The following is a 15,439-nucleotide window of genomic DNA, read 5'->3' as shown; positions in this document are numbered from 1 at the left end:
CTAATAATTAACGACAGCCGCGCCTAAATATTCACAATAGGATTGAAACAATTCATTCACTTTCAGCAGATTCTTTTGTAAAAGCATTTTATCTCCTTGTATATATTCCGCTCACAAGTGACCTGGTCGATATTTTTCGACCTTAATTCACTGCTTTGCTCGCATTCGGCCCGGGCCGGGCTTAAACTGGGCGCGTCCCGTTGGGGCTACTCCCCCATGGTTATTGCCTGTACCCGAGGAACACTACGCCATGACATTCAAAGACGCAGCAACATCCGTTTTGCTTGAAAACGTCAATCAACTGGTAGAAAACAAATTTTCCGATCATACCGCGCCCCTGGTGAATACCTTTGTCAGCAAGCTTTACGGCGGCATGACCCACGATGACCTCAATCACCGTAACGACAGCGATCTCTACGGTGCGGCCATCAGCCTGTGGAACGCCTTTGAAACCCGTGCCGATCAAGCACCCTATGTACGGGTATACAACCCCGAACTCTCCCGCCATGGCTGGCAGTCTCCCCATACCATCGTCGAGCTGATCATCAAGGATGCCCCCTTCCTGGTGGATTCCATCCGTATGGCGCTGAATCGCCTGGGCATCACCTCTCACCTGATGCTGCACCAGCCGATGCACCTGATCCGCGACGAGCAGGGCAAGTTGCAGCGGATCCTCGGCCGCCAGGAGCAGGATCAGCAGAACCGGGTGGAAACCGCCTTCCTGCTCGAGATCGACCGCCAGCCCGAGGCCGAGGCCAGGGAGCTGCTGCGGCACGAGCTGCTGTCGGTGGTGGAGGAAGTGGCATTGGCGGTAGGCGACTGGCAAGCCATGGTCAACCGGCTCAATGACATCATCCAGGCCCTGCCCAAGCAGGCCAAGGGGACGGATCCGGATGATCTCAAGGAAACCCTGGCCTTTCTGAACTGGGTGGCGGACCACAACTTCACCCTGATGGGCTATCGCCGCTACAACGTGTCCGCCATCGAAGGCGATTATGAGCTGATCCCCGAACCGGAATCCGGCCTGGGGTTGATGCGCAAGGCCCTGCACAGCGATGGCCTCAAGCTCAGCAGCCTGACCGCCACCGCCCGCGAAGCCGCGCTCAGCAAGGACATCCTGGTCCTGACCAAGACCAATCACAAATCCCGGGTACACAGGCCCGCCTATATCGATTACATCGGCGTCAAGCGCTTCGATGCCAAGGGCAATGTCGTCGGCGAAGACCGCTTTATCGGTCTCTACGCCTCCAGTATCTACAACACCAGTGCCATGCAGATCCCGCTGATCGGCGCCAAGCTCAAGCGTATCATCGACGCCTCCAGCCTGGAGCGCGGTTCCCACGCCTACAAGGCGCTGCTCAACATCCTGGAAACCTATCCGCGGGACGAGCTGATCCAGGCCACCGAGAAAGAGCTGCTCGAGATCGGCATGGGCGTGCTCGGCATGCAGGAGCGGGACATGACCCGGCTGTTCGTGCGCCGGGATCTGTTCGGCCGCTTCTTCTCCTGCATGGTGTACGTCACCAAGGAACGTTACAACACCGCCCTGCGGGAAAAGACCCAGCGTATCTTCCAGCGCTATTTCGGCTCTACCGAGGAAGTGGAATTCACCACCTATTTCTCCGAAGGCGTGCTGGCCCGCACCCATTACCTGATCCGGGTGCAGAACAACTCTATGGATATTGATGTGAACGAAATCCAGGCAAACCTGATCGAGGCCGCCCGCAGCTGGGAAGACAAGCTGGAGCAGTCCCTGTCCGCCAGTTTCGGCGAAGCCGAGGGCAACCGGCTGAAGAGCAAGTACCGCAACGCCTTCCCCCGTGCCTATACCGAAGAGGTGATGCCGGGCTCGGCGGTGGCCGACATCGAGAAGCTGGAGGCGCTCAGCGACGACGATACCCTCGGCATGCTGTTCTACCGGGCCCAGGAGGAAGAGCGCGACTCCAACCGGGTACGACTCAAGCTTTACCACAGGGCCGAGCCCATCCACCTTTCCGACGTGCTGCCCATGCTGGAAAACATGGGCCTGCGGGTGATAGGGGAAACCCCCTATGAGATCGAGTGTGCCGGCGAAACCTTCTGGATCCTCGATTTCTCCATGTTCTACACCGGTGCCCCGCTCGACCTGGACGCCAGCCAGGAGCGTTTCCAGAAAGCCTTCGCCCAGGTATGGGCCAGCGAGCTGGAAAACGACGGTTTTAACCGTCTGGTGCTGGCCGCCGGCCTGTCCGGCAGGGAAGTCAGCGTACTGCGTGCCTATGCCAAGTACATGCGCCAGACCGGCGTCAGCTTCAGCCAGAGTTATATCGAGGAAACCCTGTCCCGTTATCCGGAGCTGGCCGGGCTGCTGTTCACCCTGTTCCAGCGCCGGCTGTCGCCCAGGCTCAAGCAGGATCCCAAGCAGATCCAGAAGCTGCACCAGCAGCTGATCGACGAGCTGGACAAGGTCGCCAACCTGGACGACGACCGTATCATCCGCCGTTACATGGAGATGATCGAAGCCACCCTGCGCACCAACTTCTATCAGCCCGCCGCCGACGGGCGCGACAAGGCCTATATCTCGTTCAAGATTGCGCCGGATCTGATCGGCGACATGCCGCAGCCCCTGCCCAAGTTCGAGATCTTCGTCTACTCGCCGCGGGTGGAGGGGGTGCACCTGCGCTGGGGCAAGGTGGCCCGGGGTGGTCTGCGCTGGTCCGATCGCCGGGAGGACTTCCGTACCGAGGTGCTCGGCCTGGTCAAGGCCCAGCAGGTGAAGAACACCGTCATCGTGCCGGTGGGCGCCAAGGGCGGCTTCGTGTGCAAGCAGCTGCCGGCGGGTGACAGGGCCGCCTTCCTCAAGGAAGGCCAGGCCTGTTATCGCCTGTTCATTCGCGGCCTGCTCGACGTGACCGACAACATCATCCAGGGGGAGGTGATCCCGCCCAAGAACGTGGTGCGTCACGACGAGGACGACTACTACCTGGTGGTCGCCGCCGACAAGGGCACGGCCACCTTCTCCGACATCGCCAACGAGATCAGCGCCGAATACGGCCACTGGCTGGGCGATGCCTTCGCCTCCGGCGGCTCGGTCGGCTACGATCACAAGAAGATGGGCATTACCGCTCGCGGCGCCTGGGAGTCGGTCAAGCGCCACTTCCGTGAACTCGGCATCGACTGCCAGCAGACCGACTTCACCTGCGTCGGTGTCGGCGACATGGCCGGGGACGTGTTCGGCAACGGCATGTTGTTGTCGCCCCACACCCGTCTGGTGGGTGCATTCAACCATATGCACATCTTCATCGACCCGGAGCCGGACGCGGCGACCACCTTCAAGGAGCGGGAGCGCCTGTTCAACCTGCCCGGCTCCACCTGGGATGATTACGATGCCTCCCTGATCTCCGAAGGCGGCGGCATCTTCCTGCGCTCGGCCAAGTCCATCAAGCTCAGCCCCCAGATGAAGAAGTTGCTGGGTACCCAGAAGGCGAGCCTGACCCCGACCGAGGTGATCCGTCACCTGCTGATGGCCGAGGTGGACCTGCTGTGGAACGGCGGCATCGGCACCTACATCAAGTCTCGTCGCGAAACCGACACCGACGTGGGCGATCGCGCCAACGATGCGGTGCGGGTCAATGGCGAGGACGTGCGTGCCAAGATAGTGGGCGAGGGCGGCAACCTGGGCTGCACCCAGCTGGGCCGTATCGAATACGCCGGCCATGGCGGTCGCATCAACACCGATTTCACCGATAACGTGGGGGGGGTGGACTGCTCCGACAACGAGGTCAATATCAAGATCCTGCTCAACGCCCTGGTCGACAAGGGCGAACTGACCAAGAAGCACCGGGATCAGATGCTGTACGACATGACCCAGGACGTGGCCGACATCGTGCTGACCAACGCCTATCGTCAGTCACAGACCATCTCCATCACCCAGCACCGCGGCGCCAGCCCGCTCAAGGAGCACCAACGCTTCATGCAATGGCTGGAGCGGGAAGGCAAACTCGATCGCAATCTCGAGTACCTGCCGAGTGACGAAGAGCTGGCCGAGCGCATGGCCGCGGGGCGTGGCCTGACCCGGCCGGAGCTGGCGATACTGGTGGCCTACGGCAAGATGGTGCTGAAAGAGTTGCTCAACGTGCCCGAGCTGACCGACAACGCCTATGTCGCCCGCCTGCTGCCCGGCAGCATGCCGGCGCAACTGGTGGAACGCTTCGGCGAGGCACTGATGGAGCACCCGCTGCGGGGCGAGATCATCGCCACCCGTCTGGCCAACATCATGGTCAACGACATGGGCTTCAACTTCGCCAACCGGATGCAGGACGAGACCGGCGCCAGCATGAGCGATATCGCCGCCAGCTTCCTGATCGCTCGGGAAGTGTTCGGCATGAATGCCCTGCTGCGGGACATCGAAACCCTCGACAACCAGGTGGCGGCCGAGACCCAGCTCGAGATGTTTTACCAGGTACGGCGCATGGTACGCCGGGCAACCCGGTGGTTCCTGCGCAGCCGCAACCGCAACCTGGGCATCGAGGAAACCATCGCCCAGTTCAAACCGGCCTACGACACCCTGGCCGAGCACCTCTACGAGGTGATGGTGGACGCGGAAGTGACCGAGCACCAGGCCGCCGTGGCCCGCCTGGAAGCACAGGGGGTTGCCCCCTCGGTGGCGCGGCGGGTCTCCCACATGAGCAGCCTGTTCTCCGCCCTGGATCTGGCCCAGGTGGCCGCCGAGCAGGAGCGGGATATCCAGGTGGTGGCCGAGCTGTATTTCCACCTCGGCGCCGAGCTGGAACTGCACTGGTTCCTGGATCAGATCAACCAGCAGGCGGTGGGCAACCACTGGCAGGCGCTGGCCCGGGCCGCCTTCCGCGAGGATCTGGATTACCAGCAGCGCAGCCTGACCTCGGTGGTACTGAAAAACTGTAAAGCCCAGGGTGAATGCGCTAGTATGCTCGACCAGTGGCTTAATGAGCATGAGCAGCTGCTCAACCGCTGGCGTCACCTGCTGGCCGACTTCAAGACCTCCGGCGCTCACGAGTTCGCCAAGTTCTCGGTCGCCCTGCGCGAGTTGAACCTGCTCCATCTCAACTGCATGAACGCCGTCTGACGGTGTAAAACGCAAAAGCCCCGGCCATGACCGGGGTTTTTTTATGAGGAAAACAACGTGTATTCACTGGCAAAATCCCTGCTTTTTCAATGCGACCCCGAACACGCCCACGAGCTGACCATCAACGGCCTGGCCAAAACCCAGCATGGCCCCCTGGCGGCCCTGTACCGTCGGCCGTTGATCCAGAACCCGGTGCAACTGATGGGGCTGACCTTCACCAACCCGGTGGGACTGGCGGCGGGACTCGACAAGAACGGGGACTGCATCGATGCCTTCGCCGCCATGGGCTTCGGCTTTATCGAGGTGGGCACCGTCACCCCCCGTCCCCAGGAGGGCAACGAGAAGCCGCGGTTGTTCCGGGTCAAGCCGGCGGAAGGCATCATCAACCGCATGGGATTCAACAACCGGGGCATCGATTATCTGCTCGAGAACGTCAAACAGTCCCGCTACCAGGGGGTGCTCGGCATCAACATCGGCAAGAACAAGGACACCCCCATTGAGCACGGCAAGGACGATTACCTGATCTGCATGGAAAAATCCTATCCCCACGCGGGCTATATCACCGTCAATATTTCCTCGCCCAATACCCCGGATCTGCGCTCCCTGCAATATGGCGATGCCCTCGACGATTTATTGTCTTCCCTCAAGCAAAAACAGAAGGAATTGGCCGAGCGCCATGGCAAACAGGTGCCCCTGGTGGTGAAAATAGCGCCGGATTTGACCAGCGAGGAAATTGAGCAGATCGCCGACAGCCTGGTGCGTTTCGAAATAGACGGCGTCATCGCCACCAATACCACCCTGGATCGTTCCTTGATCTTCGATCTCCCCCACGCCTACGAGGCCGGCGGCCTGAGCGGCCGGCCGGTACAGGGCAAGAGCACCCAGGTGATCGCCGAGCTGGCCCGCCGCCTCGACGGCCGCCTGCCCATTATCGGGGTAGGGGGAATCGACTCCCTGACCGCGGCCCGGGAAAAAATGGCCGCCGGCGCCAGCCTGGTGCAGATTTATTCCGGCTTTATTTATCACGGCCCGGGCCTGATCCAGACCCTGGCCAGGCACCTTTAAAGCACGGACGGAAATAGACAGCGGCCAGGGAAGGCCTGCCGGAACCGGAATAGAGTAAGCAAAAGGCCACCATTTCGATGAAGGTTTGCTCACTACCGCTAAATACAATATATATTAAGGCGTTGGGACAAGATTTTTTCTTTTCACAAGGTGTGACTCAGATGCTGCTACAACCAAACGACAGCTGGCGCTGGTTTCTCGGAGATGAGCGGCGCCTGATGCTGGATCTGGGGGAGGAGATGCTGTTCGCCACCCCCTACCTGCAAAAACAGCTGGTCTGTGCCGACGGCATGAGCCAGTGCTTCTCGGTGGAAGACACCGGCCTCTACTATAGCTTTCTCGACAAGCTGGGTGGTATCCACGCGCCGGCACAACGGGTGCAGGCCGCCCTCAACGGGGTGGCGGTGGCCCGCTTCTACAAGCCATTGATGCCCCAGAGCTGGTTTTTTACCCAACAGGCGGACTATCACCAGCCCGAGCTGGGCGAGCTGATCGGCCTGGCGGTGGCGGGTGAACGGCTCACCCTGATGGTGGTGGAAACCTCGGCCTCGGCGTCGGTCTGTGTCTCCCTGTCGGTGCCGACAACCCTGAACGACAGCAAGCAGTTGCCGACCTTCGGCGCCATCAAGGTGATGAACGACAGGTTGATCAGTCTGGAGGAAATCGAGCAGGAAGAAGAACTGCGCAAGGTGGGGTAGGGGAAAACCGGAAAATTGGTTGCGGGAGCCGGATTTGAACCGACGACCTTCGGGTTATGAGCCCGACGAGCTACCAGGCTGCTCCATCCCGCGTCCGGTATTTAACGTCTTGCAGCGTGCTTGTCAGGTTGTCCGTTATCAAGTTGGTTGCGGGAGCCGGATTTGAACCGACGACCTTCGGGTTATGAGCCCGACGAGCTACCAGGCTGCTCCATCCCGCGTCCGATACTTAACGTCTTACAGCGTGCTTGTCAGGTTGTCCGTTATCAAGTTGGTTGCGGGAGCCGGATTTGAACCGACGACCTTCGGGTTATGAGCCCGACGAGCTACCAGGCTGCTCCATCCCGCGCCTGAACCTTGATAAGGTAAACCTTGTCTTGCTTTCCGAGAACTGGTTGCGGGAGCCGGATTTGAACCGACGACCTTCGGGTTATGAGCCCGACGAGCTACCAGGCTGCTCCATCCCGCGTCCTCAGGCTGCGTATACTAGTGATCCCCATCACTGAACGCAAGGACTTTGCCAGAAGTTTATTCCGGTTGCGCAATAATACCGCTATATGCCTATCTTCCGTGCAGGGCGACGGCAATTTTTACAGCCCCCGGGTCGTTTCAGGTATAATACCGCCTTCTTTTATCAGACAAGCCTGACTATGCTGCCGTTTTTTGCTACCTGCCCCAAGGGGCTGGAATCCTTACTCACCGACGAACTGCAACAGCTGGGAGCCAGCGAGCTCCAGGAGACCGTGGCCGGCGTGGCCTTCCGGGGCAGCCTGGAAACCGCCTACCGCGCCTGCCTGTGGTCACGGCTGGCCTCGCGCATCATGCTGCAGCTGGCCGACTTCACCATGCGCGACGACATGGATCTCTACCTGGGGGCGGCCAACATCGAGTGGGAGCGGCATATCCAGGAGGGCCAGACCTTCGCGGTGGACTTTTCCGGCGGCAACAACGCCATCACCAACACCCAGTACGGCGCCCTCAAGATCAAGGACGCCATCGTCGACCGCCTGAGCAAGCGTCGGGGCGAGCGGCCGAGCGTGGACAAGCGGGCGCCCGACATCCGCATCCTCGCTCACCTCAAGCGCAACCAGCTCAGCATCACCCTGGATCTGTCCGGCCCGGCCCTGCACCAGCGCGGCTACCGCCAGCAGGCGGGGGAGGCGCCGCTCAAGGAAAACCTGGCCGCCGCCATCCTGCTGCGCAGCGGCTGGGACAGACGCGCCCCTCTGGTCGACCCCATGTGCGGCTCGGGTACCCTATTAATAGAAGCGGCGCTGATGGCCGCCGATCAGGCGCCGGGGCTGCTGCGCCCGCGGTTCGGCTTTATGGCCTGGTCCGGTCACGATGACGCCCTGTGGCAGCAGGTCAAGGCCGAAGCCACGGTGCGCGCCACCCGCGGCCTCAAACAGGCAGCTCCGGTACTGTTCGGCTTCGATCAGGACAAGCGGGTACTGGGCTTCGCCCGGGACAACGCCGAGGCGGCCGGGGTCGCGGCGCTGGTGCGTTTCGAGCAAGGCAGCGTCGACAACCTCACCAATCCCGCCGAACAACCGGGCTGGCTGATTTCCAACCCGCCCTACGGCGAGCGCCTGAGCGAGTTTCCTTCCCTGTTGGGCCTGCACCAGGCCTTGGGCGACAAGCTGCGGGACCAGTTCAAGGGCTGGCATGTGAGCCTGATCTCCAGCTCCCCGGAGCTGCTCAGCTGCCTGCGGCTGCGGCCCGAGAAAAGTTACAAGTTGTTCAACGGCGCCCTGGCCTGCGAGCTGCGCAACTACCGCATCGCCGAGGATGCCAGGGCCGCCCGCCCGCTGGCGGAGGATTTCGCCAACCGCCTGGCCAAGAACCTCAAGGCGCTGGAAAAGTGGGCCAGGACCGAGCAGATCGACTGCTACCGGCTGTACGACGCGGATCTGCCCGAGTACAACGCCGCCATCGACCGCTATCGGGATCATCTGGTGATCCAGGAATACGCCGCCCCCAAGAGCATCCCCGAGCACAAGGCCCGGGCCCGCTTCTTCGATCTGGTGCAGGCTGCCATGGCGGTGACCGGGGTGACCGGCGACAAGGTGGTGCTCAAGGTGCGCGCCCGGCAGAAGGGCACCGAGCAGTACGAAAAGCTGGACCGGCGCGAGCAGTGGATGGAGGTGCAGGAGCACAACGCCCGTCTGCTGGTCAACCTGTACGACTACCTGGACACCGGCCTGTTCCTGGATCACCGGCCCATCCGCAGACGGCTGGGGGAGCTGGCCCGGGGCAAGGACTTCCTCAACCTGTTCGCCTATACCGGCACCGCCACCGTGCACGCCGGCCTGGGCGGCGCCAGGTCCACCACCACGGTGGACATGTCCCGTACCTACCTGGCCTGGGCCGAACGCAACATGCAGCTCAACGGCCTGACCGGCCGGCGCCACCAGTTTATCCAGGCCGACTGCCTGGGCTGGCTGAGCCAGTCCGGGCAGTCCGGCGCCGATTACGATCTCATCTTCGTCGATCCGCCGACCTTCTCCAACTCCAAGCGGATGGAGGACAGCTTCGACGTACAGCGGGATCATGTGGAGCTGCTGCACCTGCTGAGCAAGCGGCTGCGCCCGGACGGGCTGTTGATCTTTTCCAACAACAAGCGCCACTTCAAGCTGGATCATGAGGCCCTGGCCGAGCTGGGACTGGCGGCGAAAGACATCACCAGGGCCAGCCTGCCCAAGGATTTCGCCCGCAACCCGCAGATCCACAACTGCTGGGAAATCCGCTGGAGCCAACCCCATGAGTAAGCGGATGACGCTGTTTTCCACCGACGGCTGCCACCTGTGCGAGCAGGCCTGGACGCTTTTGGAGCAGGCCGGGCTGGCCGCCGATACCGACATCAAGGACATCATCGACGACGAGCGCTGGCTCGCCGCCTACGCGGTGCGCATCCCGGTGCTGCGCCGCGCCGACGGCGCCGAGCTGGGCTGGCCCTTTACCGCCGACGACCTTATCGACTTTAGCCGAGTAACATCATGAGTTTGCTGACCCTGCAGAACGCCCAGCTGGCGTTCGGAGATGCCCCGCTGCTGGACGGGGTGGAATTGAACATTCAGGCCGGTGAACGGCTGTGTATCGTCGGCCGCAACGGCGCCGGCAAATCGACCCTGATGAAGGTGATCGCCGGCGACATCCAGCTCGACGACGGCCGTCGCCAGCTGCAGCAGGGGGTGAAAATCGCCCGGCTGGAGCAGGATCCGCCCCAGGTCGACGACGATCAGACGGTGTTCGACTACGTGGCCGGCGGCCTGGCGGAGCTGGGCGAACTGCTGGCCGCCTACCATCACCAGCTGGAGAAGGTGAGCCACGACGGCTCCGACAAGGCGATGAAGGAGCTGATGCGGCTGCAGGAGCAGGTGGAGCACGCCGACGGCTGGCAGTTCGACACCCGCATCAACCAGAGCCTGACCCTGCTCGGCCTGAACGGCGACACCCGGCTCCAGGATCTGTCCGGCGGCTGGCTGCGCAAGGTGGCCCTGGCCCGCGCCCTGGCCAACGATCCCGACATCCTGCTGCTGGACGAACCCACCAACCACCTGGACATCGACGCCATCGCCTGGCTGGAGGGCTTCCTGGTCGATTTTCGCGGCGCCATCGTCTTTATCAGCCACGACCGGGCCTTTATCCGCAAGATGGCCACCCGCATCCTGGATCTGGACCGGGGCAAGCTCTCCAGCTGGCCCGGCAACTACGACGACTATCTGGTCAACAAGGAAGAGGCGTTGCGGGTGGAGGCGGAGCAGAACGCCCTGTTCGACAAGCGCCTGGCCCAGGAGGAAGCCTGGATCCGCCAGGGCATCAAGGCGCGTCGTACCCGCAACGAAGGCCGGGTACGGGCGCTGAAGGCGCTGCGCAATGAGCGCAGCCAGCGGCGGGAGAGCCTGGGCAAGGTCAACGTCACCCTGGACGAGGTGCGCCGCTCGGGCAAAATCGTGTTCGAGGCGGAAAAGCTGGGTTTCAGCTACGAAGGCAAGCCCATCCTCAAGGACTTTTCCGCCCTGGTGCAGCGGGGCGACAAGATTGCCCTGGTCGGCCCCAACGGTTGCGGCAAGAGTACCCTGATCAAGCTGCTGCTGGGCCAGCTCGAGGCCCAGAGCGGCACCCTCAAGGGCGGCACCAAGCTGGAAGTGGCCTATTTCGATCAGTACCGGGAACAGCTCGATCCCGAGCGCACCGTGATGGACAACCTGGCCGACGGCAAGCAGGAAGTGGAGGTGGGCGGCAGGAGCCGCCACGTGCTGGGCTACCTGCAGGATTTCCTGTTCGAGCCCAAGCGCGCCCGTACTCCGGTGAAGGCGCTGTCCGGCGGCGAAAAGAACCGGCTGCTGCTGGCCCGGCTGTTCCTCAAGCCCTGCAACCTGCTGGTGCTGGACGAGCCCACCAACGATCTGGACGTGGAAACCCTGGAGCTGCTCGAAGAGCTGCTCGCCGACTACCAGGGCACCCTGCTGCTGGTCAGCCACGACCGGGACTTTATCGACAATACCGTGACCCACTGCTGGCTGTTCGAAGGCGAGGGCAGGGTGAGCGAGTACGTGGGCGGCTACCAGGACATGCAGTTCCAGCGCGCGCACCTGGCCGAGGCGACGCCGGCCAGGGAGAAGGAAGAGAAGCCCGCGCCCCGGGTGGAGAAGCCGGCGCCCAAGTCCGGCAAGAAGCTGTCCTACAAGTTGCAGCAGGAGCTGGACGGCCTGCCCGCCCGCCTGGAGCAGCTGGAGCAGCAGATCGCCGCCCTGCAGGAGGAGATCAACGCCCCGGACTTCTTCGGCCAGCCGGAGGCGGTCACCCAGTCCCGGTTGCAGGTCCTGGCGGCGGTGGAAGCCGAGCTGGAGCAGGCTTTCGCCCGCTGGGAGGAGCTGGAGGAAATGGCGGCCGGCTGAGTGAGCCGGCTCACATTTCCGGCTTTTGCCCTTTCATCAAAACTTCATAAATATCAGTCGCTAATCCGGTAAGCTGAGCTATGCTCAGAAATTGGCCTTGATCTCACTCATCAACTCAACTATTCATAGGGTGCGGCCGTTGGATTGGCCGTGCACTTTTTGTTGATTAAATGAGGGTTATACCTATGAAGAGACAAAAACGTGACCGTTTGGAAAGAGCGCGTACCCGCGGTTACCAAGCTGGAGTCAGTGGTCGTTCTAAAGAGCAGTGCCCCTACAACGATTTCGATGCCAAAGGCCATTGGTTAGGGGGCTGGCGAGACGCAATGGAAGACAAAGGCTCTGGCCTCTTCATGAAGTAAACAATTTTCTCCTTCAACAAAAAAGGCCCCGATATTCGGGGCCTTAACGTTTTCGTCCTGATCAGAAGCTGGAGGTATCGGTAAAGAGGCCGACCTTCAGATCCTTGGCCTCGTAGATCACGCGGCCGTCCACTTCCACGATGCCGTCGGCGATGCCCATGATCAGCTTGCGCCAGATCACCCGCTTCATGGTGATCTTGTAGGTGACCTTCTTGGCGGTGGGCAGGATCTGGCCGGTAAATTTCACCTCGCCCACGCCCAGGGCGCGGCCCTTGCCGGGACCACCCTTCCAGCCCAGGAAGAAGCCGACCAGCTGCCACATGGCATCCAGGCCCAGGCAACCGGGCATGACGGGATCACCGGGAAAGTGGCAATCGAAAAACCACAGGTCGGGGGTGATATCCAGCTCGGCCAGGATCTCGCCCTTGCCGTGCTCGCCGCCTTCGTCGCTGATGTGGGCGATACGATCCATCATCAGCATGTTGGGGGCGGGCAGCTGGCTGTTGCCCGGGCCGAACAGTTCACCACGGCTACAGGCCAGCAGTTCGTCTTTGGTAAAGGCGTGTTTGCCCAGTTCTTTCTGTGAAGGCATTTCACTTTTCCTGATTCGAGCAGACCACGTGGGCCTGGTGACAAAATTGGCGTCACTTTAGCGAACAGCTGTTCGCCAGACAAGTCCGATCTCTAATTCCTGCGGAACAAACGTCGCAAAAAGCCGCTTTCCATGGTGTGGCCGTTGAGTTCGTCCAGCCGTTCGCGGATGCGCCCGAACAGGGTCTCGGGCCTGTCCACCTCGCCCGCCGGGCAACCGGTGAGCAGCTCGATGGCCTGCTCCACATGGGCCACCGGGTAGATATGGAACCGGCCGGCGGCGATGGCGGCACAGACCTCGTCGGACAGATTGAGCTGCAGCCGGTTGCTGGCCGGGATCAGTACACCCTGTTCGCCGCTGAGTCCCTGGATCTGGCACAGCCGGAAAAAGCCCTCGATCTTCTCGTTGACGCCGCCCACCGGCTGGACGTTGCCGAACTGGTCCACCGCGCCGGTAATGGCGAAATGCTGGTAAATCGGCTCCCGGGCCAGGGCCGAGAGCAGGGCGCACAGCCCGGCCAGGGAGGCGCTGTCGCCGTCGATTTCGTGATAGGACTGCTCGAACACCAGGTTGGCGGAGAGCGGCGAGGGATGCTCGGCGCCGAACAGGTTGGCCAGGTAGCCGTGGATGATCATCATGGCCTTGGCATGGATATGGCCGGCCAGCTCCGCCTTGCGCTCGATGTCGGCGATGTCGCCGTCGCCCAGGTGCACGGTGGCGGTGAGCCGCACCGGCTCGCCGAAGTCGTAGGGATGGCCCACTATCTGGATCACCGAGAGACCGTTGATCTGGCCGATTTCCCGGCCCCGGGTCTGCAACAGGAACTGGCCGTCGCGTACCCCCAGATCCGAATGCTCCACCAGGAAACTCAGCCGGTAGTCCTGCTCCTGCTGGGCCAGCACCACCTGGGCCTCGGTGATGAGGTCACTCTGCTCGCGTTTGGCGATCACATCGGCCAGCTGCATCAGGGCGAGCAGCTGGGCCTCCACCAGCGACAGCCGGTGCTGGTGCTCGGTGAGCCGGCTGCCGTAGCGGCACAGGCGCAGCATGGCGCCCCTGTCCATGTCCAGCAGATCGTGCTTGCGGCGCAGATGGGCCAGGAAAGCGAGATAGGAGGGCAGATCCGCCTGCGCATCCCACTCGGGGATGATGTCGGCCCGCAGGAAGGCGAGGGTATCCAGCTCCCGGTCCAGCATATAGAGCTCGGCCACCGACATGCGATCTCCCACCAGGATCAGGTGGATGTCCAGGGGCGGTGGCTCGGGCTGAAAGTAGAAGGCCGCCATTTCCGCCGGCCGGCTCCATTCCACCCGGCGGGTGACCAGGGCGTTTTTCAGCCGGAACCAGAGGTTGGGCTGATCCAGCAGCTCTTCGATCGGCACTATCAGGTAGCCGCCGTTGGCCTGATGGATGAGCCCCGGCTCCAGCAGGTGATGGTGGCTGAACACCGAGCCCTGCTCGGTCTGGAAGTGGATGGCGCCGAACAGCTGCTCGGCGCTGAACTGGCGGGCATAGACGATGGGAATGGTGTTGTCGTAACGGTGCACCATCAGGTTGATGAGAATGGGATGGCTGAAGCCCTGGCCTGCGGCCACGTGCTGGGACAGCAGCGACAGGTAATCGGCAATCTTCTCGTCCTGCCCCTGCTTTCTCAGGATCCGCTCGACAATATGTTCCGCCTCCAGGTGGCGGGAAGACAGCTCCAGCAGTTGGCCAACCAGCTCGCAGAACTCGATGCCGGTGCCGGCCTTGAGCCTGAGCCAGATCGGCTTTTGCGGGTGGTGCAGGTTTTCCGCGTAGCAGAGATCGAACAGATCGGCATGATTGGCATGTTTTCTTACCAGATCCTGCACCAACTCTTCGTAATCCACCCCGGGAAAGCCGTTCAGCAGCAGCACCGGGTTGGCGGCGTTCAGCCCCGACAGGGTGGCAAAGGCGGAATCGGCCCGGGCTTGCAGCGCGCTGAACGGCAGGGGAGTGGCATCATTCAGGGTCGCGAGTTCAGGCAGGGTGAAAGCAGGATTCAGTTCGGCAGGACTCAGTGGTTGCACTCGAAAACTCATCAACTTAGGTAAATTGCAGCCAGTATACTTGAGCCGGCCGGCAGATCGAGCCTCTGTGTAAAAATCTGTGCCGGTTTGTCGCGCAATCGTCATGCGATGGTCACCCCCCTGTCATCTCCCCCCGCGACCATGAGCCGAGCAGGGAGGAGAGCCCATGGTACTGGATGCATTGACCCGCTTCGATCACCGGTTGTTCCGCCGGACCCAGGCCAGCCGCTACTGGCAGCAGAGAGCCTGGCTGGCCCGCTGGATTTCCCGCACCGGCGACGGCCCGCCCTATGTGTTGCTGGGGCTGTTCTTCTGGCTGAGCCGGGAGGCGCCGCTGCAGGCCTATGTGGTGGACTTGCTGCTGGCCTTCACCCTGGAGCTGCCGCTCTATCTCAGCCTGAAAAATGGTTGCCGGCGGCGCCGGCCGGCGCTGGCCCTGCCGGACACCCGGGCCTATATCGCGCCCTCCGACCGTTTCAGCCTGCCGTCTGGCCATACCGCCGCCGCCATGCTGGTGGCCAGCCTGAGCCTGCTGCATTTCGGCGCCGCCGCCTGGCCGGTGCTGCCCTGGGCCCTGCTGGTGGGCTGGTCCCGGGTCTGGCTGGGGGTGCATTTTCCCTCCGACATCCTCGCCGGCCTGCTGCTGGGCGGCTTGGTCGCCATGTTGGTTTTCTAAGCAAGGAG

The 15,439-nt window shown here is 62.2% G+C and carries 10 protein-coding genes and 4 tRNA genes; 8 read left to right on the top strand and 6 right to left on the bottom strand.

What is annotated here, in order from left to right:
• The first annotated feature begins 250 nt into the window (after positions 1-250).
• The 3 genes from ACT7DK_RS09940 to ACT7DK_RS09930 all read left to right on the top strand — a co-directional run bounded on the left by ACT7DK_RS09940 (position 251) and on the right by ACT7DK_RS09930 (position 6,849).
• The gene (locus tag ACT7DK_RS09940) at positions 251-5,086 is read left to right on the top strand and encodes an NAD-glutamate dehydrogenase (protein ID WP_445398681.1); all 4,836 of its coding nucleotides are present in this window, start codon (positions 251-253) and stop codon (positions 5,084-5,086) included.
• A 57-nt stretch (positions 5,087-5,143) separates the two neighbouring features.
• Positions 5,144-6,151, top strand: a complete 1,008-nt coding sequence (gene pyrD / locus ACT7DK_RS09935) for a quinone-dependent dihydroorotate dehydrogenase (RefSeq protein WP_445398679.1) — start codon at positions 5,144-5,146, stop codon at positions 6,149-6,151.
• Positions 6,152-6,312: 161 nt separating this feature from the next.
• On the top strand, positions 6,313-6,849 hold the full coding sequence (locus ACT7DK_RS09930; protein ID WP_445398677.1) for a cell division protein ZapC: 537 nt from the start codon (positions 6,313-6,315) through the stop codon (positions 6,847-6,849).
• A gap of 16 nt (positions 6,850-6,865) precedes the next feature.
• On the opposite strand, the gene ACT7DK_RS09925 is transcribed toward ACT7DK_RS09930, so the two are convergent.
• From ACT7DK_RS09925 to ACT7DK_RS09910, 4 genes are all read right to left on the bottom strand, one after another.
• Positions 6,866-6,942 (bottom strand) — tRNA-Met (locus tag ACT7DK_RS09925).
• 51 nt (positions 6,943-6,993) lie between these two features.
• A tRNA-Met gene (locus ACT7DK_RS09920) sits at positions 6,994-7,070 on the bottom strand.
• A gap of 51 nt (positions 7,071-7,121) precedes the next feature.
• Positions 7,122-7,198 (bottom strand) — tRNA-Met (locus ACT7DK_RS09915).
• A 43-nt stretch (positions 7,199-7,241) separates the two neighbouring features.
• Positions 7,242-7,318, bottom strand: a tRNA-Met gene (locus ACT7DK_RS09910).
• Positions 7,319-7,499: 181 nt separating this feature from the next.
• Here ACT7DK_RS09910 and rlmKL point away from each other — a divergent pair.
• The 4 genes from rlmKL to rmf all read left to right on the top strand — a co-directional run bounded on the left by rlmKL (position 7,500) and on the right by rmf (position 12,112).
• Entirely contained in the window at positions 7,500-9,617 is a 2,118-nt protein-coding gene (rlmKL, locus tag ACT7DK_RS09905) for a bifunctional 23S rRNA (guanine(2069)-N(7))-methyltransferase RlmK/23S rRNA (guanine(2445)-N(2))-methyltransferase RlmL (protein WP_445398675.1), read from the top strand.
• Positions 9,610-9,849 (top strand): glutaredoxin family protein, encoded by a 240-nt coding sequence (locus ACT7DK_RS09900; protein WP_445398673.1) that lies wholly within the window; start codon positions 9,610-9,612, stop codon positions 9,847-9,849. Before rlmKL ends, ACT7DK_RS09900 begins: the two co-directional genes overlap by 8 nt.
• The gene (uup, locus tag ACT7DK_RS09895) at positions 9,846-11,750 is read left to right on the top strand and encodes an ATP-binding cassette ATPase Uup (RefSeq protein ID WP_445398671.1); all 1,905 of its coding nucleotides are present in this window, start codon (positions 9,846-9,848) and stop codon (positions 11,748-11,750) included. The genes ACT7DK_RS09900 and uup overlap by 4 nt, the downstream gene beginning before the upstream one ends.
• A 185-nt stretch (positions 11,751-11,935) precedes the next feature.
• A complete protein-coding gene (rmf, locus tag ACT7DK_RS09890; RefSeq protein ID WP_094038823.1) occupies positions 11,936-12,112 on the top strand; it encodes a ribosome modulation factor in 177 nt (58 codons plus the stop codon).
• Between the two features lie 61 nt (positions 12,113-12,173).
• Here rmf and fabA read toward each other — a convergent pair whose 3' ends face one another.
• Positions 12,174-12,704, bottom strand: coding sequence for a 3-hydroxyacyl-[acyl-carrier-protein] dehydratase FabA (gene fabA, locus ACT7DK_RS09885; RefSeq protein ID WP_202083971.1), 531 nt, complete (start codon positions 12,702-12,704; stop codon positions 12,174-12,176).
• A gap of 92 nt (positions 12,705-12,796) precedes the next feature.
• Positions 12,797-14,755 carry a Lon protease family protein gene (locus ACT7DK_RS09880; protein WP_445398668.1) on the bottom strand — a complete coding sequence of 653 codons (1,959 nt, stop codon included), beginning with the start codon at positions 14,753-14,755 and terminating at the stop codon, positions 12,797-12,799.
• 166 nt (positions 14,756-14,921) lie between these two features.
• On the opposite strand from ACT7DK_RS09880, the gene ACT7DK_RS09875 reads away from it, so the two are divergent.
• Positions 14,922-15,431 (top strand): phosphatase PAP2 family protein, encoded by a 510-nt coding sequence (locus tag ACT7DK_RS09875; protein WP_445398666.1) that lies wholly within the window; start codon positions 14,922-14,924, stop codon positions 15,429-15,431.
• Positions 15,432-15,439: the final 8 nt, after the last annotated feature.

The sequence above is a fragment of the Zobellella sp. An-6 genome, assembly GCF_052487945.1.
The sequence above is the reverse complement of the archived record's forward strand: the minus strand, read 5'-3'. Positions and strand labels throughout refer to the sequence as shown.